The sequence below is a fragment of the Nocardia goodfellowii genome (genome assembly GCF_017875645.1).
In the GTDB taxonomy this organism is placed as follows: domain Bacteria; phylum Actinomycetota; class Actinomycetes; order Mycobacteriales; family Mycobacteriaceae; genus Nocardia; species Nocardia goodfellowii.
Genome location: NZ_JAGGMR010000001.1, coordinates 4,202,889 through 4,219,832, shown reverse-complemented (window position 1 = coordinate 4,219,832; position 16,944 = coordinate 4,202,889). Strand labels below are relative to the sequence as shown.

Sequence of the window (16,944 nt, the reverse complement as noted above, 5' to 3'; positions counted from 1 at the left end):
GAGGGGTATTGGTGGAGCGGTACGAGATCGAAACGTTTCTCACCCTCGCCGAAGAACTGCATTTCGCCCGGACCGCCGAACGGCTTCGGATTTCCCCTGGCCGGGTCAGCCAGACCATCAAGCAGTTGGAACGCCGTCTCGGCAGCTCACTTTTCGTGCGCACCAGTCGCCAGGTCACCCTCACGGAGGTCGGACAGCGTTTCCGCGATGAGTTGCTTCCCGGTTGCCGCCAAATCCAACGCGCGATTCGAAACGCTTCCGATGCCGCGCGGCGCGTCGAGGGCCCGGTCCGGGTGGCATTCTCCGGTCCCTGGTCCGGCAAACTGGTAGTCCAGGCCGCCGATGCCTTTCGGGCGCAGTACCCGGACTGCGAGGTGCTGATCCGGGAAATGTCGCTCGTCGACTCCTATGGGCCCATCAGAGCCGGCGAGGTCCAGGTACAACTGAGCGAATACCCCTGCGACGAGCCGGACATGGCTGTCGGCCCGGTTCTGTTCTCCGAGCCGCCGGCACTGCTGGTACCAGCCGAACATCCGCTGGCGCAGCAGGATTCGGCCTCGCCGGAGGACTTCGCGCGCGCTCCGCTGATCACTTTCTCCGGCCTGTCACAGTCTTTCCGCGACCTGCACTATCCGCACCGGACGCCCCTGGGCGCCGTCGTCCACCACTTACCGGTGAAAATGCATTTCCCCGAAGCGCTCTGCTTTATCGGCGAGGGCAAGGGCATGACCGTCGTCGCCCGCGCAGCACAGGATTACCACACCCGCCATGACGTAGCCTACCTGCCGCTGACCGAGGCGCCGCCATTCGAATACGCGTTGCTGTGGCCGGCGGAGCGAGAAACCGCGGCCGTCCGTGCTTTCGTCGACACCGTCCACCGGATCGCGCGACGAGAGCCTCAGCGCCTCCGGATATCTTGACGGCGACCTAGGGTGGAGCGCCCAGCCCTGATGGGCCGGGTGGGTGTCGTCGGTGCGGGCCGATCATCCGGGTTGCGCGGATTCTCCCCGCTCGAGGACAACCACCGGGATGACCCGGCGGCTGCGGGCCTCGTAGGTGTGATAGACCGGTGCGAGCTCGGTCATCAGCCCCCAGAGACGTTGTCTTTCAGCGCCTTCGGCGCCGCGAGCGCGGACGGTGAATCGTTCGGCGAGAATCTGCACCTCGGCCTCGGGATTCGCCATCAAGTTGAGATACCACTGTGGGTGGGTGTGGGTGATGGACGAACCCGAGGCGATGAGAATGTAGCGGTCGTCGTCGCGTCCGTAGAACAAGCCGGTGCGGTGTAGCTTTCCGGTCTTACGGCCGCGGTGGGTGAGCACCAGGTTGGTGACACCACCCTCTCGGTAACCGCTGGCCCCGTCGGTGGCCAGATAGCGCCGCACGTGTTCGGCGACCAAGGGATCCGGACTGTCGTGCACCGTGGGACCGAGGTGCTGCTGCGTCATAGCGTGGCTCGGGCCGGGACCGGCAGGCCCTGGGCGAAGCCGCCGTCGACCGCGAGTTCGACATTGGTGGTGAAAGTGGCGTCGGCGGCGAGGAACAGCGCGGCCGTGGCGACTTCCTCGACCGTGCCGGTGCGCTGCAGTGGAGTGGACTCGTGACCCTGCCGCACGAACTCCTCGCGTTCCTGCGCGCTCAGCCCGGCCACGCCCATCGTCGGTGTCTCGATGAAGCCGGGGGCGACCGAGTTCACCCGGATCTGGCGTGGCAGCAGTTCCGCCGCGAGGACATGGGCGAAAGCGCGGGTGGCTTCTTTGGAGGCGGAGTAGGCGCTGAGCCCAGGGAAGACGACGTCGTTGCCGACCGTGGTGAAGACGATGGCGCCGCCGTCGGACAGCAGCGGCGCCAAGGCCTGCACAGTGAAGAAAGCGCCCTTGGTGTTGATGGTGAAGTGCCGGTCCCACGCCGCTTCCGTGACCTCGGCGAGTTCGGCGAACTCGGCGATGCCGTGGTTGACGAAGAGATAGTCGACTCGCCCCAATGTGTCCCGGACGGTATCTGCCAGTGCGGCAATCTCACTCATGCTCGCGGCATCGGACCGCACGACGTGTGCCGCCCGTCCTGCCAGTCCGTTTCGCGCGCTCGCCAGGGTCTTCTCGCTGCGGCCCGTGAGTACGACCTCCGCGCCGGCAGCGAGCAGCGCCTCGACGATCGCCAGGCCCATACCGTGTGTGCCGCCGGTGACGACGGCCTTCTTGCCCGCGAATTTGTCGCTCATAATGCGATCAGCTCCTGCTATTTCGTTGGGGGAGAACGAGTTCCAGCATCGGCTAGTCGCATGACCTGCGGCAATGACGTATTCACGAACAGACGTTTAGTGTGGCTAAAGCTGCACGCTCGTTCGGCTGAGCGGGGAGCGGGGTATTCCAGCTGTCCGACTCGGCCATGCGGCTAGCGGACCGGTCGGGCCCGCAGGTAGTACTCGGCGCCGATTCCCGTGAGCACCTGGCGCACCACGATCGGCGCCCAGCCGGCGGCGGGGTCGTGCACCACCTCGGGTTCGATCAGATCGAGGGTGCGGCCTTTCCATTCGAGCTGGAAGGAGCCCGCGGCGGTGAGGTTCTTGACCCAGTCGACGTCCGGGCCGTAGGTCAGCGCGACCCGGTAGGCGCCGTCGTCTTCGAACACCCACACCGGCGTCCGATAGGCGCGACCGGATTTTCGGCCCTTGTGCACGATCGTCCCGAAGGGCGGAACGCGGCCGGCCAGCAGGCTCGCCGCCGGATTCGTGACGTGCCGGTTGAATCTCGCGAGTGCGCGGGGAAGCACCATGGGCCGGTCCTCTCATCGGGGAACGCGCTGACCTCACGGTACTCTCGGCCGGTGTCAGCGCAGCCGAACTCCCAGCCGCAGCAGAGTGAAATGATCGCGGTCTATGACCGGATGGGCCGGGTCGTCGGTGCCGAGGACCGGGCACTGGTCTATCGCGAGGGGCTGTGGCATGCCAGCGCCGGTGTGCTGGTCCGCTCGCCGGACGGTGCGCGGGTCTACGTGCACCGGCGTACCGAGACGAAGATGGTGTTCGCGGGTATGCACGATTGTCTGGCCGGCGGCGTGGTGGGTCCGGGCGAAGATCCCGAGCAGACGGCGGTACGGGAACTGGCGGAGGAACTCGGCATCGTCGTGCCTGCGGGCACGAGTCCGTTGCCGATGGCCGCCGCCGCGTGGGACGGCGAATGGAACGGCAAGCCCATGCGCTGTCACCTGTTCGCCTATGAACTGCGTTACGACGGGCCGATCCGGCATCAGCCCGAGGAGATCGCCGACGGTTGGTGGTGGACCGATGCCGAACTACGCGCGCACCTGGCGGACCCGAACTGGCCCTTCGTCCCCGACACCCGGGTGATCGTCGAGGACCTCCTCGCATGAAACGGCCCGCCGGAATACCGGCGGGCCGTTGCGGTGGTGCGCGGTGCGTCAGCCGGCGCTGAGGGTGCTCAGGTTGAGCACGTTCTGGACGAGGGCGGCCAGCACAGCGAGGATCTCCATGGAGTAAGTCTTTCTATCGAGGGGCAGGATCAGGAGCCCACAGCATCCCGGTTGCCCGCGTCGCACTCATGAACTCCAGGTGACATCCTCGCGTTGAAACCCTCACCACGCAATCGCTGGGAATATCAGCTGGTCGAAGCGACCGAACCGGCCCACGCCGCGAAAGCACCGGGATTGCGGGTCTGCAGCAGCACCCGGCCGGGACCGACGAAATCGAAGACGAACCCCTCGCCGGATTTCAGCGACTGAATCGATCGCCCGGACACCGCGCGCCGGATGGTGAAATTCATCGCCAGGTCGTAGGCCACCACATGCCCCGTGTCGATGGTGATCGGCTCGCCCGGCTGCAAGTCGACGACATCGATCGCGCCGAACACGCCGACCACGACCTCGCCGTCACCGTGCGCGCGCAAGCCGAACCCGCCCTCGCCGCCGAAGAGATTCGCGAAGCCGCCCCATTTGCTTTCCACCTGCACGCCATGGGAATTGGCCGTCCACCCGCCGCGGCTGATGAAATACGGGCGATCCTGGGTGATCTGCAGGTTGAGCATGTCCCCGGGGAGCGCGGGCGCCACATCCACCCAGCCGCCCTGCGGCGGCGCGGTGAAGGTGGACACGAAGAACGATTCCCCGGACAGCACCGAACGCTTGAGCCCGGCCAGGATTCCGCCCTCGGCTTTGGCCTGCAGCGTGACGCCGGCCGAATGGGCCACCATCGCACCGCTTTCCACGCGCATCGGCTCGCCGCCCGCCAGGAAGCACCGCGCGATCGTGGAGGCGGGATTGTGGCGCAGTTGTACCTTCATATTCGCCGACCCTACAGCGATTCAGTCCAGCTGACGCAGTGCTTCGTCGCTGCGGGCCACGACCGCTCCGCCGTCGCGGGTGAGGACGATCGGCCGCTGGATCAGCTGGGGATTCGCGGCGAGCGCGTCGATCCAGCGATCGCGATCGGCGGCGGTGCGACCCCAGCTCGCCATGCCGAGATCCTTGGCGGCCGGTTCGCCGGTGCGGGTGATGTCCCACGGCTCGGCGCCCAGCCGTTTCAGCACGTCACGCAGCTCCGCCGCGGTCGGCGGCTGGTCGAGGTAGCGACGCTCGGTGTAGTCGATCCCGGCCGCGTCCAGGTGCGCCATCGCGGTGCGGCTCTTGGTGCAGCGCGGGTTGTGCCAGATCTCGGTCGTCATGGCGTCCAGATTAAAGGCGCGCCGGCGCGGGCCGGACTGCCGGCCCGGCGGGGCGAGTCCGCCGCGGCGTTCGCCGGCCCGGACGATACTGGTGCCATGAGCGAGCACAAACCCGCCGAAAACCCTTTCGGCACACCGACAACCAGTGGCCCCGAGCCACTGATGAAGCGGCAGCAACTGGTCAACTCGATCGTCCGCACCCTGCTGCGCGTTCCCGGACTGTCCCGGGTGATCGGCAAACGGTTACTGGTCCTGCACGTGGTGGGACGCAAATCGGGCAAGGTATTCGACGTGCCCGTGGCCTACACCCGCCACGACGGCGCCATCCTGATCGGCACCGCCCTGCGGCCCTGGGTGCAGAACCTGCGCCCCGGCACGCCGGTGACCGCCTCGATGGGCGGCAAGCCGCGCGAGTTCGATCCGCGCGTGCACACCGGCGAGCTGGACGTGATGCGGCTGTTCGAGGTGATCGCCCGGGACAACCCGACCAACGCCAAGTTCAACGGCATCGGGTTCGCCCAGGACGGTTCCCCGGTCAAGGCCGACATCTATCAGACCTGGAAGCTGGGCGGCGTAGTCATCGAGCTCACCCCGAAGTGAGGGTCAGCGCACGTATTCGTCGGCCACCTCCAGCACCTCGTCGACGAGTTCCAGCCCGGTGCGCAGGTCATCGGCGGACGTGGTCAACGGCGGCGCGATCTGGAATCGATTGCCCGCGTTGAACGGCCACACGCCGCGCTCCTTGGCGGCGGCCGTCACGCGCAGCATCGGCTCGGCCGCCGCACCGGTGGCGGCGAACGGGATCAGCGGCTCCCGGGTGGCCGGATCGCGGACCAGTTCCAGCGCCCAGAAGAACCCCAGCCCGCGCACCTCGCCGATGCTGGGATGCCGACTCGCCAACTCCTGCAAGCCTTTACCGAGCACGTCCGCCCCGACGGTCCGGACGTGGTCGAGGATGCCGTCGCGTTCGAAGATGCCGATGGAGGCCACACCCGCCGCGCAGGCGAGCGGGTGACCCGCATAGGTGAGGCCACCCGGATACAGGGTGTCGTCGTAGCGTTGCGCGATCCGTTCGGCGATGAGGACGCCGCCGAGCGGGACATAACCGGAGTTCACGCCTTTCGCGAAGGTGATGATGTCGGGTTCGACCTCCCAGGCCTGGACCGCGAACCACTCGCCGACCCGGCCGAAGCCGACCATCACCTCGTCGGCGATATAGACGATGCCGAACTCGTCGCACAGCGCCCGCACGCCCGCGAGATAGCCGGGCGGCGGGACGAGGACACCGTTGGTGCCGACGACGGTTTCCAGGATCAGGCCCGCGATGTGGTTCGGGCCCTCCAGCTCGATCACCTGCCGCAGATGACTCAGCGCCGCCGCCGTCTCCTCTTCGGGACTGCTTGTGCCCCACGGTGATCGGTAGGGGTAGGGCGCGAAGAACCGGGTCACGTCGACATTGGTCGGCTCCGCGCCCCAGCGTCGCGGTTCTCCGGTCAGGCCGATCGCGGTGCCCGTACCGCCGTGATACGAACGGTAGGCGGCCAGCATCTTGGTCCGGCCGGTGCAGCTGCGCGCCAGTCGCACCGCGTGCTCGACCGCTTCCGCGCCGCCGGTCGTGAACAGGATCCGATTCAGTTGTCCCGGTGCGCGTTCGGTGATCAGCCGGGCCAGCTCACTGCGCGCCTGATTGCCGACGGTGGGTGAGATGGTGGCCAGCAGTTGCGCCTGCTCGACGATGGCGGCGATCAACTCCGGATGCTGGTGGCCGATATTGACGTTGACCAGCTGGGAGGAGAAGTCCAGATACTTCTTGCCGTGCTCGTCCCAGAACCAGGAGCCGGACGCCCCCGTGATCATCGGCGGATTCGGGCCACCCTGCACGCTCCAGGGATAGAAGACATGATCAGCTGCGCTCATTTCCCACCTTCCGTCAGCGTCACCTGGATGGGCTGGTAACCCGTTCCGGTGACATCGATTCCACCGTCTTTCAGCAGTTGCAGGGCCTTGGTGACGTATTCGCTGGTGTAGGCGCTCGGGTCGGGGTCCTTGCGCAGCACGGTCGCACCTTCGGCGTTGCGGGTTTCCTTGGCGATCCGCACCGTTCGATCCCATGCCGCCCGGTCGACCATCCCGATCCCGGCCGGTGACGGCCAGATCAGCTTGTTCACCTCGTTGATCTGCCACTGCTGGTGGCTGGCGCCGAGCGTGCTGCCCGCGGCGACCGTGATGTCGCGGCATTTGTCCACGTTGTCGCGGCAGAAGGCCCAGCCCTTCAGGGAAGCGGCCAGGAAACGCACGGTCTGGTCCTGGTATCCCGGATCCGCGAGTTTCGCGGTGTTGGCCCAGATCGCGTCCTGCAGCATCGCCACCCCCGCGTCGTTCCAGTCGATGGTGGTGAAATCGTCTGCGGTGTAGAGCTTTCCGGTGGCGGGGTTCTTGGTCTCCAACAGCTGGGCGTACTCGTTGTAGGACATGGCCTGGGCGGCGTTGATGTCCTTGGCGAGGAAAGCGTTCATGTCGAACTGCTGCTGCACGAGTTTGACGTCGCGAGCGGGATCGAGCCCCGCTTTGGTCATGCCCGCGAAGAGTTCGAATTCATTGCCGTAGCCCCAGTTTCCGACGGTCTTGCCGCGTAGCGCCGCCGCGTTGGCGATATTGTCGGACTTGAACGCCACCTGCTTGGTGCCCGACCGCTGGAAGATCTGCGCCACCTCGGTGATGCCCGCGCCCGCTTCCCGGGAGGCCAGGGCCTTCGGGACCCAGGCCACCGCGTAATCGGCCTGGCCCTGCGCGAGCACGGTCTGCGGCACGATATCGGTTCCGCCGTCCAGGATTTCGACGGACAGCCCCTGCTCTCGATAGAAGCCCTGATCGACCGCGGCCAGGTAGCCCGCGAACTGGCCCTGTTTGAACCACTGCAATTGCAGGCGAACCTTGGTGAGGCCGTCGGCGGTGGTACCCGAATCGCCCTCGGTCGTGCTGCAGCCGGTCAGTGCCGCCGCGGCGAGCACCGCCAGCGCCAGACAGGCGCGCAATCTCCGGGTGGGTCTGGTCATGTGGTTCTCCTGAGGACGAGCCTTGGCTTGCGGGTGAGCAATTCGAGAAAAACGACGGCGGCGAGGAAGATCAGGCCGACGAGCATGGCCCCCGCGACGTACGCCCAGGCCCGGGGGTAGGCGGTGTTCGAGGCGGCGGAGATGATGCGCGAGCCGAGGCCGTTCTGCAGACCGCCGAAATACTCGGCGATGATCGCGGCGATCACCGCGCCCGGTGCGGCGATGCGCAGTCCGGTGAACAGATACGGCAGCGCGGCGGGCAGCCGGACGGTGCGGGTGACCTGCCAGCCGCCGGCGGCATAGGAGGTCATCAGGTCCTGGTGCACCTGCGGTACCTGGCGCAGCCCCTTGGCGGTGCTGACGAACACCGGGAAGAACACCACGATCGTGACGACCATCCGGCGCGGGGTGTCGGTGGTGGTCGAGTACATCGAATTCAACAGCGGCGCCAGCGCCACGATCGGCACGGCGGCGGCCGCGGCGGCCATCGGACTGAGCAATCCGTCGACGACCTGGAAGCGCACCGCCACCATCGCGGCGACGATCCCCAGCACCGCGCCGACGAGCAAGCCCACCAGGGCGTTGGCGCCGGTGGCGGTGGCGGCTTCGAGGATCCGGGCGAAGTTCTCGGTGAACTGTGCGGCGATGGCGGTGGGCGCGGGTAGCAGGAAGGACGGCACGCCCGCGGCGACGGTCAGGAGCTGCCAGAGCGCGAGGCCGCCGAGACCGAAGAGCAGCGGCGGGAGCAGCGATTTCAGCGACGTCATCGGTGATCCCGCCCCGGCGCGTGGCCGCCGTGCAATGCCGCGCGGACCGCGGCGACCGCCTCGAAGAACGGTGCGCTGGAACGCACGTCGTCCGCCTCGCGCGCTGTCTCGGCGCGGCCCCAGCCGCCCGTTTCGACGATGCCGGTGATGCGGCCGGGACGCGGTGACATCACCACCACCCGATCCGACAGGAATACCGCCTCCGGAATCGAGTGCGTCACGAAAACCACCGCGGCGCCGGTCTCCGCGGTGATCCGGAGCAGTTCGGCCTGCATGCGTTCGCGGGTCATCTCGTCGAGCGCGCCGAACGGTTCGTCCATCAGCAGCAACGACGGCTTGCGCGCCAGTGCCCGCGCGATCGCGACGCGCTGCTGCATACCGCCCGACAGCTCGGGCGGGTATCGGGTGGCGAATTCGGTGAGACCGGCCATTTCCAGGAGTTCCGCACTGCGCCCGCGTCTTTCGGCCTTCGGGACCTTGTGCAGCTCCAGCGGAAGTTCGACGTTCGCCTGCACGGTGCGCCAGTCCAGCAGCCCGGCCTGCTGGAACGCGATGCCGTAATCCTGGTCCAGGCGTGCCTGGCGTGCGGTCTTGCCGTGCACGGTGACGGTACCGCCGGAGGGCTGTTCCAAGTCCGCCACGATCCGCAGCAGGGTCGATTTGCCGCAACCGGAGGGACCGATGAGCGAAACGAATTCGCTCGCGCCGACGGTCAGCGAGACATCCGCCAGGGCGGTGACCGAGCCCGCCGGGAAGATCTTCCCGACACCTGCCAACTGGACCGCGGCGACCGGACCGGCAGCGGGCTCGGAAGCCGCTTCCGGATCTCCGGTCGACAGCACGACAGAGTTGGTAGCCGCGGTCGCTGAGCCGGATCCAGCATCAGCCCTGCGGCCCGGGGGTATGGGCACGGACCGCCCGGCCGATGGCGCAGACGTCGCACTTATGTCGAATGGTGCTGCTGCCCCGTGTGATTCGGTTGCCGATGCCGGGCGTTGCTTGGCGATCAACGAGTACCTCCTGACGAGCGACCGGCCCCGGCGGGACGGCTGTAGCGGCGTAACGCGAATTCGGCGAGCGCGACCACAGCGGTGACCGCGATACCCAGCAGCGCCGCGGCGAGCACGGCCGCGTACAGCCGGGACGAATCACCGGTGGCCTGCTGGGAGAAGACAATGATCTGCCGGCCGATCCCGCCGGCGGTGCCGGTGGAGATCTCGGCCACCACCGCGCCGATCACCGAGGCGGCGGCGGCCAGCCGCAGCGCGGGCAGAAAGTGCGGGACGGCGGCGGGAAAACGCAAGTGCACCAAGGTGTCCCACCAGCCGGCCGAGTAGCTGTACAGCAGCTCCACCGACGCCTTCGACGGCGCGTGCAGCCCCCGCAGCATGCCCACCGCCACCGGGAAGAACGCCAGATAGGCGGCGATCACCGCGATACTCATCCACGGCCGCCACGGCTGCCCCGTGATCACGATCTTGCCGCCCCAGCCCGCGACGAGCGGCGCCAGGGCGATCAGTGGAACCGTCTGCGAGACAACGATGTAGGGCAACAGTCCGCGTTCCACGAACGCGAAGCGCTGCATCAGCACCGCCAGCCCGACACCGATCACGGTGCCGATCAGCAACGCCATCATGGCCAGCCCGAAGGTGAACCCCGCGGTATGCAGCAGGGTGGCCCCGACGGTTCGCTTGCCATCCGGTTCCCCGAGCACCGTGAACACCGACCAGACATGCGGCAGTGCGGCATCGGTGGTGCGCGGCAGGATCCGCTGGGCGCCGATGCTCACGCCGCCCGGCGGGACCAGCGCCTTGACCAGTTCCCATGCCGCCACGAGCAGGAGCAGCGCGCCGGCGGGATAGGCCACGCGCCCGAGCCTGCTGCGCGCCGCGCTCATCCGACGACCTCGGTGGCCGCCACCGGAAGCGCGATCCGCGGCAGGATCGACTCGCCGTAGGCCTCCAGCGTCGCCGACTTGGCGTCGTGCTGCAGATACACCGCGAACTGATCGACACCGAGCTTTTCCAGCTCACGCAACCGGGCCAGCTGATCGTCCGGAGTGCCGATCAGGCAGAACCGATCGACGATGACATCCGGCACGAAGTCCGCGTGCGTATTCCCGGCGCGGCCGTGCTGGTTGTAGTCATAGCCCTGCCGGCCCGCGATGTAGTCGGTCAGCGCGGCCGGTACGGCGCCGCCGGTACCGTATTTGGCGACGATATCGGCGACGTGATTGCCCACCATCCCGCCGAACCAGCGGCACTGCTCCCGCGCGTGCGCCAGGGCGGCCGCGGAGCCGTCGGTGACGTAAGCCGGTGCGGCGACGCAGATTTTCACCGCGGCGGGATCCCGGCCCGCCCGCTCGGCCGCCGCCCGGACCCGCGCGATGGTCCACGCGGTGATGTCCGGGTCGGCCAGTTGCAGGATGAACCCGTCGGCGACCTCCCCGGTCAGGTCGAGCGCGCGCGGGCCGTAACCCGCCACCCACACCTCCAGCCGGGAAGCCGCCGCCCAGGGCAACCGCACCAGGGTGTCCCCGATCCGGGCGCTGCGGCCGTTGCCGAGTTCCCGGATCACCTCGATGGACTCGCGCAGTGTCGCAAGGGTTGTCGGCTTGCCGCCCAGCGTTCGCACCGCGGAGTCGCCGCGCCCGATCCCGCAGATGGTGCGATTGCCGAACATGTCGTTCAGCGTCGCGAACGTGGACGCGGTCACCGTCCAATCCCGGGTGGCGGGGTTGGTCACCATCGGACCTACCACCACTTTCCTTGTGGCGCCGAGGATCTGGCTGTAGATGACGTACGGCTCCTGCCACAGCAGGTGCGAGTCGAAGGTCCACACGTGCGAGAAGCCGTGCGTCTCCGCCTGTCTGGCCAGTTCGACCACACGGGAGGCTGGGGGTGTGCATTGCAGCACCACACCGATGTCCATCCGGCCGTCTCCGATCTAGATGAGATTCTGCGAGAGTTCGCGTTTGATGTACCGGCCGTGGCCGGCGCGGCCCAGGTACCGCCCGCCGTCGACGATCACCCGGCCGCGCGAGAGCACCGTGTCGACGTGCCCGTCGATCTCGAACCCTTCCCACGCCGAGTGGTCCATGTTCATGTGGTGGGTCTTGTCGTATCCGATGCTGGTGTGGCCGTTGGGGTCATAGATCACCACGTCCGCGTCGGCGCCCGGCGAGATCACGCCCTTGCGTGGATACATGCCGAACATCCGGGCCGGCGTGGTGCAGCAGACCTCCACCCAGCGTTCCGGTGAGATCCAGCCGTTCTTGACACCCTGGAACATCAAGTCCATCCGGTGTTCGACGCCGCCGATGCCGTTGGGGATCTTGCTGAAATCGTCGCGTCCCAGCTCTTTTTGATCCTTCATGCAGAACGGACAGTGGTCGGTACTCACCGTGGCGACATCCCCGGTGCGGATGTAGCGCCACAACTCGTCCTGATGTCCTTCGGCCCGAGACCGCAGCGGAGTCGAGCACACCCACTTGGCGCCCTCGAAACCCGGTGCGCCCAACTGCTCTTCGAGCGACAGGTACAGATACTGCGGACAGGTCTCGCCGAAGACGTTCTGCCCGTTGCCGCGCGCGGTGGCGATCTGTTCCAGCGCCTGCTTGGCGGACACATGCACGACGTAGAGCGGCGCATTGGTCAACTGCGCCAACATGATCGCGCGATGGGTGGCCTCCTCCTCCATCTGCCACGGACGGGAGGTGCCGTGAAAGTAGGGCGCCGTGTCGCCGCGGGCGAGAGCCTGTTCGACGAGCACGTCGATGGCGATGCCGTTCTCCGCGTGCATCATCATGAGCGCGCCGAGCTCCCCCGCGGTCTGCATGGCCCGCAGAATCCGGCCGTCATCGGAATAGAAGACCCCGGGATATGCCATGAACAGCTTGAAACTGGTAACGCCCTCGGACACCAGTTCGCTCATGCCCTTCAGGGATTCGTCGTCGACCGACCCGATGATCTGGTGGAATCCGTAGTCGACGGCGCAGTTCCCGGCCGCCTTCTGATGCCACAGGCCGAGGGTGTCCTGCACCCGTTCCCCGGGCTTCTGCACGGCGAAGTCGACGATCGTGGTGGTACCGCCCCAGGCCGCGGCGCGGGTGCCGGTCTCGAAGGTGTCGGAGGCTTCGGTGCCGCCGAAGGGAAGCTGCATATGCGTGTGCCCGTCCACGCCGCCGGGGATCACGTACTTGCCGGTGGCATCGATGACGGTCTCGGCGGAGCCGCGCAGGTCAGCGCCCAGCGCGGTCGAACCGGGTTGCAGCACAGCGACAATCGTCTCGCCGTCGATCAGCACGTCGAGCAGCTGCGAGCCGGTGGCGGAGACCACGGTGCCGCCGTGGATGAAAGTAGTCATCACGGCTCCAGCAGTGGTCCGTAGGCGTCCGGCCGGCGATCGCGATAGAACGCCCACCGGTCGCGCACCACCTTCAGCAAATCCATGTCCAGGTCGCGGATCACCAGTTCCGGGTCGGTGTCGGAGGCGACCTCACCGACGAACTTGCCCTCCGGGTCCACGAAGTAACTGGTCCCGTAGAAGTCGTTGTCCCCGAACTCTTCCACCCCGACCCGGTTGATCGCGCCGATGTAGTACTCGTTGGCCACCGCCGACGCGGGCTGCTCCAGCTTCCACAGGTAGGCCGACAGACCCCGCGAGGTCGCCGAGGGGTTGAACACGATTTCCGCCCCGGCCAGACCCAGTGCCCGCCAGCCTTCCGGGAAGTGCCGGTCGTAACAGATGTAGACACCCACCTTGCCGACCGCGGTGTCGAACACCGGCCAGCCGAGATTGCCGGGCCGGAAATAGAACTTCTCCCAGAAACCCTTGACCTGCGGGATGTGGTGCTTGCGATATTTACCCAGGTAGCTGCCGTCGGCATCGATCACGGCCGAGGTGTTGTAGAGCACCCCCGGCTGTTCCTGTTCATAGACGGGCAGGACCATCACCATGCCCAATTCCTTTGCCAGCGCGGCGAATCGCTCCGTGGTCGGTCCGGGGACCGACTCCGCGTACGCGTAGAACTTCGTGTCCTGCTGCTGGCAGAAGTAGGGCCCGTAGAACAGCTCCTGGAAGCAGATCACCTGCGCTCCCCGCGCGGCCGCCTGCCGCGCGTAATCCTCGTGCACTTTGATCATCGACTCTTTGTCGCCGGTCCAGTTCGTCTGGACGAGCGCGGCTCGGACAGGGGGACGGTTGCCGCCGGAGCCGGCGGGCTGGGTGAGCTCGGTTGGCATGATTGTTATCGTGCACCCTGAAGCAGGTCCAATGTGTTACAACTGCGCGGAAACAATTTCGGCGCGGTAAATCCTGGGGCCGGTGCCGGTTGCCGGACCGTGGCTGTCGCAGAATTGAGCCGTGACGATCGAACGCGCGAGCATGGACGGCGCACTTCCCGACGGGGTGCCGCCGGTCGCGCTCATGTCGCTGTCCGAGCTCACCGCCGATCTGGACGATCGCACCCCGGCGGGCATCGCCGCCGGGATCAGTCGTCGAATCCGTTCCGGCGCTTTGCCTCCCGGATCCCGGCTGCCTACGGTGCGTGAGGTCGCGAAGCAACTGCGGGTCTCCCCCGCCACCGTCAACCAGGCTTGGCGGGCACTGGCGGCTACCGGAGCGATCATCGCGCGCGGGCGCGCGGGCACCTTCGTCGGCGAACCTGCCGCAACCGTGGCCAGTCGACCGGCCGGACGCTACCAACGCCTGCATCCCCCCTCCGACGACGCCTTCCGGGTCGACCTTTCGCGCGGCACCCCTGATCCGGCACTGCTACCCGGCCTGGCGGCCGCGCTGCGCGAGATCACCGACCACGAGGCCGGTGACCTCGCCGCCGACTATCTCGGGGAGGCCGTGCTGCCCGAACTGGCGGCAACGGTCCGGGCCGACTGGCCGTTCCGGCCCGAACGGCTCGCCGTGTTCGACGGCGCGCTGGACGCCATCGACCGGCTGCTGGCCGGCCATGTGGGCCTGGGCGACACCGTCGCGGTCGAGGACCCCTGCTTCCCACCATTTCTGGATCTGCTCGCCCGGCTCGGCGCTCGGCCCGTCCCGGTTCATCTCGACGCGTCCGGCCCACTGCCGAGTGACCTCGCCCGCGCGGTCGCCGACTTCGGGGCCACCGTCTTCCTGATGCAGCCGCGGGCACAGAACCCCACCGGAGTCTCCCTGACGGCGCGGCGCGTCCGCGAACTCGCCGACGTGCTGCGCGACACCGGAGTTCTTGTCATCGAGGACGATCACAGTGCGGGCATCGCCGCGGCGGCACTGCGTTCGCTGGGCGCTCGGCTGCCGCGGCGCACCGTGCACGTGCGGTCGTATTCCAAATCCCACGGCGCCGATCTGCGCCTGGCCGTCGCCGGCGGTCCCGCCGAGCTGCTGGACCCGGTCATCGAACGCCGCATGCTCGGCGCGGGCTGGACCAGCCGCCTGCTGCAGCGAGTGTTGCTGACCATGCTCGGCGACCAGGAATCCGTCCGTGCCGTCACCGCCGCCCGCGACGAATACCGCAGGCGCGCCGGCGAACTCCGGCGCGCGCTGGCCAAGAAGGGCGTCGTCGTCCCGCGCGGTGACGGCATCAACCTGTGGTTGCCCGTCGCCGACGAGAACGCCGCCATGATCTCCCTCGCCGCCGCCGGTATCAAGGTCGCACCCGGCGGACCGTTCGAAGTCGGCGATCAGCCCGCCTCGGATCATCTCCGGCTCACCGTTTCCCCGCTGGCCGGCATCGATGTCGATTGGCTGGCAACCGAATTGGCCGCCGCCACCGTTGCCGCCCCCACCTATCGCCGCGTCCGGCGACCATGACGGGTCGCCGCGCCGAGTAACGCTGTCCGGTAACACCGTCCGTCCGCATCGCGATTTCACCAGCAGGGGTAACGCTCTCCCCATCGGACGTGATCGAGGGAAAACATGGGCATCAAACCGGTGCTGGTCGTCCTCGCCGCGGGCCTCGGTGTCGCCGTGACCGGCTGTGGCGAAAACCCGTCGCCACCCTCCGCCCCCGGAACACCGTCTCGCCCGGCGAGCGTCAGCCCAGCCACGCCCCAGATCAGCACCGCGATCAACCCGACCACGCCCGAGGCTCCGCCGGTAGCCGCCCAACCCTCGACCCCGGCAGCGGCCCAGCCGGGCAGCGGCCACGGCTATTGCTTCGACGTGAATTCCGAACTCGCACAGTCCGCCTTCGCCCGGGTGACCGCGGCCGAACCGGCCACGGAGTGGATCATTCCCGGCGCCAGTGCGGACTTGATCTCCGACGGCTGCTCCGGGGTGCTGTCCTGGATGACGGTGGAGGGCACGGGTATCCACCCCGCCACGCACATCCTCTTCTTCACCGGTGGGAAGTACCTCGGCACCGCGTCCGAAGAGCCCTATGCCTACACCCACGTGCTGGGTAAGACCCGCGATACCGTTCAGGTGCAATACCGCTGGCCACTGCCGACGGACGCCCTGTGCTGCCCGACGGGTGGGCCCAGCGTGGTCACTTTCAGCTTGAACGGCACCACGGTGACCGCGCGGGGCCAGTTCCCGCCGCCCGAGTGATCAGACGGTCGCCGCCGGTTCCGGCACCCGCCGCCGGGCCAGCAGGTAGGCGGCCGCGGCGGCCGGAATGTTCATCAGCACGCCGTATACCGCGCCCGGCACCGCCATCGCGTCGTTCTGCAGCACCGTCGCCGCTACCGCGATCGCGATGGCGCCGTTGTGAATTCCGATCTCCATGGCCGAGGCGATCGCCTGGTCCTCGTCGACCCGCAGCAGTTTGGGCACGAAGTACCCGACGGCCAGGCTGAGCACCGCGAACACCAGGCAGATCGCGGCCAGGCGCCCGATGTTCTCGGTGAGCGTCTCGAAATTCTTCGCCACCGCCGCGGTCACCACCAGCGCCAGCACGACGATCGAGAGCACCTTCACCTTGCCGCGCATCCGCTCGGCCCAGCCGGTGAACCGGCGGTGCACGAACATTCCGATCGCCACCGGCACCAGCACGATCGCGAACACCTGCGCGAACTTGTCCGGGCGCAGGCCGATGGATTCCGCGTCGTCGAGGAAGAGACTGAACGACAAGGCGACCACCAACGGCATCGTGAACACCGCCAGCACCGAATTGACCGCCGTCAGCGTGATATTCAGCGCCACATTGCCCCCGGCGATATGGCTGAACAGATTCGCCGACGGCCCACCCGGCGACGCCGCCAGCAGCATCATCCCGGCGGCCAGCGCCCCGGTGAGCCCGAACAGATAGATCAACCCGAGACACACCGCGGGCAACAGCACCATCTGGCACGCCAGCGCCACCACCGCCGCCTTCGGATACCGCAGCACCCGGACGAAATCGTCGACCGTCAAGGTCAACCCGAGCCCGAACATGATCAGCGCCAGCGCGATCGGCAGCAGCACCGCGAAAACCGTTGAACCCATACCGATCTCCTCTCACCC

General features: G+C 67.6%; 19 protein-coding genes. 5 read left to right on the top strand and 14 right to left on the bottom strand.

Translation table 11 applies throughout. The features are described 5' to 3' along the window. The first annotated feature begins 11 nt into the window (after nucleotides 1-11). Complete coding sequence (locus tag BJ987_RS19350; protein ID WP_209891922.1) at nucleotides 12-920, top strand: LysR family transcriptional regulator; 909 nt, start codon at nucleotides 12-14, stop codon at nucleotides 918-920. Nucleotides 921-983: 63 nt separating this feature from the next. Here the strand turns inward: BJ987_RS19350 and BJ987_RS19345 are convergent, their stop codons facing one another. The 3 genes from BJ987_RS19345 to BJ987_RS19335 form a co-directional block, all read right to left on the bottom strand. Further along, nucleotides 984-1,448, bottom strand: a complete 465-nt coding sequence (locus BJ987_RS19345) for a nitroreductase family deazaflavin-dependent oxidoreductase (RefSeq protein ID WP_209891919.1) — start codon at nucleotides 1,446-1,448, stop codon at nucleotides 984-986. Next, nucleotides 1,445-2,221, bottom strand: coding sequence for an SDR family oxidoreductase (locus BJ987_RS19340; protein ID WP_209891916.1), 777 nt, complete (start codon nucleotides 2,219-2,221; stop codon nucleotides 1,445-1,447). The genes BJ987_RS19345 and BJ987_RS19340 overlap by 4 nt, the downstream gene beginning before the upstream one ends. A gap of 173 nt (nucleotides 2,222-2,394) precedes the next feature. Next, complete coding sequence (locus BJ987_RS19335; RefSeq protein ID WP_209891913.1) at nucleotides 2,395-2,775, bottom strand: nitroreductase family deazaflavin-dependent oxidoreductase; 381 nt, start codon at nucleotides 2,773-2,775, stop codon at nucleotides 2,395-2,397. A 90-nt stretch (nucleotides 2,776-2,865) separates the two neighbouring features. Between BJ987_RS19335 and BJ987_RS19330 the strand changes: the two genes are divergently transcribed. After that, on the top strand, nucleotides 2,866-3,372 hold the full coding sequence (locus BJ987_RS19330; protein ID WP_209898718.1) for an NUDIX hydrolase: 507 nt from the start codon (nucleotides 2,866-2,868) through the stop codon (nucleotides 3,370-3,372). A 245-nt stretch (nucleotides 3,373-3,617) separates the two neighbouring features. Here the strand turns inward: BJ987_RS19330 and BJ987_RS19325 are convergent, their stop codons facing one another. Together BJ987_RS19325 and BJ987_RS19320 are read right to left on the bottom strand one after the other, a co-directional pair. After that, complete coding sequence (locus BJ987_RS19325) at nucleotides 3,618-4,298, bottom strand: TIGR00266 family protein (RefSeq protein WP_209891910.1); 681 nt, start codon at nucleotides 4,296-4,298, stop codon at nucleotides 3,618-3,620. A gap of 21 nt (nucleotides 4,299-4,319) precedes the next feature. Continuing rightward, nucleotides 4,320-4,679, bottom strand: coding sequence for an arsenate reductase family protein (locus BJ987_RS19320; protein ID WP_209891907.1), 360 nt, complete (start codon nucleotides 4,677-4,679; stop codon nucleotides 4,320-4,322). 96 nt (nucleotides 4,680-4,775) lie between these two features. On the opposite strand from BJ987_RS19320, the gene BJ987_RS19315 reads away from it, so the two are divergent. Continuing rightward, on the top strand, nucleotides 4,776-5,279 hold the full coding sequence (locus BJ987_RS19315) for a nitroreductase/quinone reductase family protein (RefSeq protein WP_209891904.1): 504 nt from the start codon (nucleotides 4,776-4,778) through the stop codon (nucleotides 5,277-5,279). 3 nt (nucleotides 5,280-5,282) lie between these two features. Here the strand turns inward: BJ987_RS19315 and BJ987_RS19310 are convergent, their stop codons facing one another. From BJ987_RS19310 to BJ987_RS19275, 8 genes are all read right to left on the bottom strand, one after another. Further along, a complete protein-coding gene (locus BJ987_RS19310; RefSeq protein WP_209891901.1) occupies nucleotides 5,283-6,596 on the bottom strand; it encodes an aspartate aminotransferase family protein in 1,314 nt (437 codons plus the stop codon). Then, nucleotides 6,593-7,735: an ABC transporter substrate-binding protein gene (locus BJ987_RS19305; protein WP_209891898.1), complete on the bottom strand. Its 1,143-nt coding sequence runs from the start codon at nucleotides 7,733-7,735 to the stop codon at nucleotides 6,593-6,595. Before BJ987_RS19305 ends, BJ987_RS19310 begins: the two co-directional genes overlap by 4 nt. Further along, nucleotides 7,732-8,502, bottom strand: a complete 771-nt coding sequence (locus BJ987_RS19300; protein ID WP_245366040.1) for an ABC transporter permease — start codon at nucleotides 8,500-8,502, stop codon at nucleotides 7,732-7,734. Before BJ987_RS19300 ends, BJ987_RS19305 begins: the two co-directional genes overlap by 4 nt. Continuing rightward, nucleotides 8,499-9,344: an ABC transporter ATP-binding protein gene (locus tag BJ987_RS19295; protein WP_307869676.1), complete on the bottom strand. Its 846-nt coding sequence runs from the start codon at nucleotides 9,342-9,344 to the stop codon at nucleotides 8,499-8,501. The genes BJ987_RS19300 and BJ987_RS19295 overlap by 4 nt, the downstream gene beginning before the upstream one ends. A gap of 164 nt (nucleotides 9,345-9,508) precedes the next feature. Next, complete coding sequence (locus tag BJ987_RS19290; protein WP_209891895.1) at nucleotides 9,509-10,399, bottom strand: ABC transporter permease; 891 nt, start codon at nucleotides 10,397-10,399, stop codon at nucleotides 9,509-9,511. Next, nucleotides 10,396-11,433: a TIGR03842 family LLM class F420-dependent oxidoreductase gene (locus tag BJ987_RS19285; RefSeq protein ID WP_209891892.1), complete on the bottom strand. Its 1,038-nt coding sequence runs from the start codon at nucleotides 11,431-11,433 to the stop codon at nucleotides 10,396-10,398. The genes BJ987_RS19290 and BJ987_RS19285 overlap by 4 nt, the downstream gene beginning before the upstream one ends. A 15-nt stretch (nucleotides 11,434-11,448) precedes the next feature. Further along, nucleotides 11,449-12,870, bottom strand: coding sequence for a dihydropyrimidinase (gene hydA, locus BJ987_RS19280; RefSeq protein WP_209891889.1), 1,422 nt, complete (start codon nucleotides 12,868-12,870; stop codon nucleotides 11,449-11,451). After that, the gene (locus BJ987_RS19275; protein ID WP_209891887.1) at nucleotides 12,867-13,745 is read right to left on the bottom strand and encodes a nitrilase-related carbon-nitrogen hydrolase; all 879 of its coding nucleotides are present in this window, start codon (nucleotides 13,743-13,745) and stop codon (nucleotides 12,867-12,869) included. The genes hydA and BJ987_RS19275 overlap by 4 nt, the downstream gene beginning before the upstream one ends. Before the next feature lie 121 nt (nucleotides 13,746-13,866). Between BJ987_RS19275 and BJ987_RS19270 the strand changes: the two genes are divergently transcribed. Next, on the top strand, nucleotides 13,867-15,312 hold the full coding sequence (locus BJ987_RS19270) for an aminotransferase-like domain-containing protein (protein WP_307869675.1): 1,446 nt from the start codon (nucleotides 13,867-13,869) through the stop codon (nucleotides 15,310-15,312). A gap of 105 nt (nucleotides 15,313-15,417) precedes the next feature. After that, nucleotides 15,418-16,050 carry an LppP/LprE family lipoprotein gene (locus tag BJ987_RS19265; protein WP_209891884.1) on the top strand — a complete coding sequence of 211 codons (633 nt, stop codon included), beginning with the start codon at nucleotides 15,418-15,420 and terminating at the stop codon, nucleotides 16,048-16,050. Here BJ987_RS19265 and BJ987_RS19260 read toward each other — a convergent pair whose 3' ends face one another. Next, on the bottom strand, nucleotides 16,051-16,926 hold the full coding sequence (locus BJ987_RS19260) for a bile acid:sodium symporter family protein (RefSeq protein WP_209891882.1): 876 nt from the start codon (nucleotides 16,924-16,926) through the stop codon (nucleotides 16,051-16,053). It abuts the gene before it with no gap. Nucleotides 16,927-16,944: the final 18 nt, after the last annotated feature.

Excerpts from the sequence above, each read along its gene's own strand:
- BJ987_RS19345 (WP_209891919.1), bottom strand. The coding sequence starts at position 1,448 with ATGACGCAGCAGCACCTCGGTCCCACGGTGCACGACAGTCCGGATCCC.
- BJ987_RS19340 (WP_209891916.1), bottom strand. The coding sequence starts at position 2,221 with ATGAGCGACAAATTCGCGGGCAAGAAGGCCGTCGTCACCGGCGGCACA.
- BJ987_RS19335 (WP_209891913.1), bottom strand. The coding sequence starts at position 2,775 with ATGGTGCTTCCCCGCGCACTCGCGAGATTCAACCGGCACGTCACGAAT.
- BJ987_RS19330 (WP_209898718.1), top strand. The coding sequence starts at position 2,866 with ATGATCGCGGTCTATGACCGGATGGGCCGGGTCGTCGGTGCCGAGGAC.
- BJ987_RS19325 (WP_209891910.1), bottom strand. The coding sequence starts at position 4,298 with ATGAAGGTACAACTGCGCCACAATCCCGCCTCCACGATCGCGCGGTGC.
- BJ987_RS19320 (WP_209891907.1), bottom strand. The coding sequence starts at position 4,679 with ATGACGACCGAGATCTGGCACAACCCGCGCTGCACCAAGAGCCGCACC.
- BJ987_RS19315 (WP_209891904.1), top strand. The coding sequence starts at position 4,776 with ATGAGCGAGCACAAACCCGCCGAAAACCCTTTCGGCACACCGACAACC.
- BJ987_RS19310 (WP_209891901.1), bottom strand. The coding sequence starts at position 6,596 with ATGAGCGCAGCTGATCATGTCTTCTATCCCTGGAGCGTGCAGGGTGGC.
- BJ987_RS19305 (WP_209891898.1), bottom strand. The coding sequence starts at position 7,735 with ATGACCAGACCCACCCGGAGATTGCGCGCCTGTCTGGCGCTGGCGGTG.
- BJ987_RS19300 (WP_245366040.1), bottom strand. The coding sequence starts at position 8,502 with ATGACGTCGCTGAAATCGCTGCTCCCGCCGCTGCTCTTCGGTCTCGGC.
- BJ987_RS19290 (WP_209891895.1), bottom strand. The coding sequence starts at position 10,399 with ATGAGCGCGGCGCGCAGCAGGCTCGGGCGCGTGGCCTATCCCGCCGGC.
- BJ987_RS19285 (WP_209891892.1), bottom strand. The coding sequence starts at position 11,433 with ATGGACATCGGTGTGGTGCTGCAATGCACACCCCCAGCCTCCCGTGTG.
- BJ987_RS19275 (WP_209891887.1), bottom strand. The coding sequence starts at position 13,745 with ATGCCAACCGAGCTCACCCAGCCCGCCGGCTCCGGCGGCAACCGTCCC.
- BJ987_RS19265 (WP_209891884.1), top strand. The coding sequence starts at position 15,418 with ATGGGCATCAAACCGGTGCTGGTCGTCCTCGCCGCGGGCCTCGGTGTC.
- BJ987_RS19260 (WP_209891882.1), bottom strand. The coding sequence starts at position 16,926 with ATGGGTTCAACGGTTTTCGCGGTGCTGCTGCCGATCGCGCTGGCGCTG.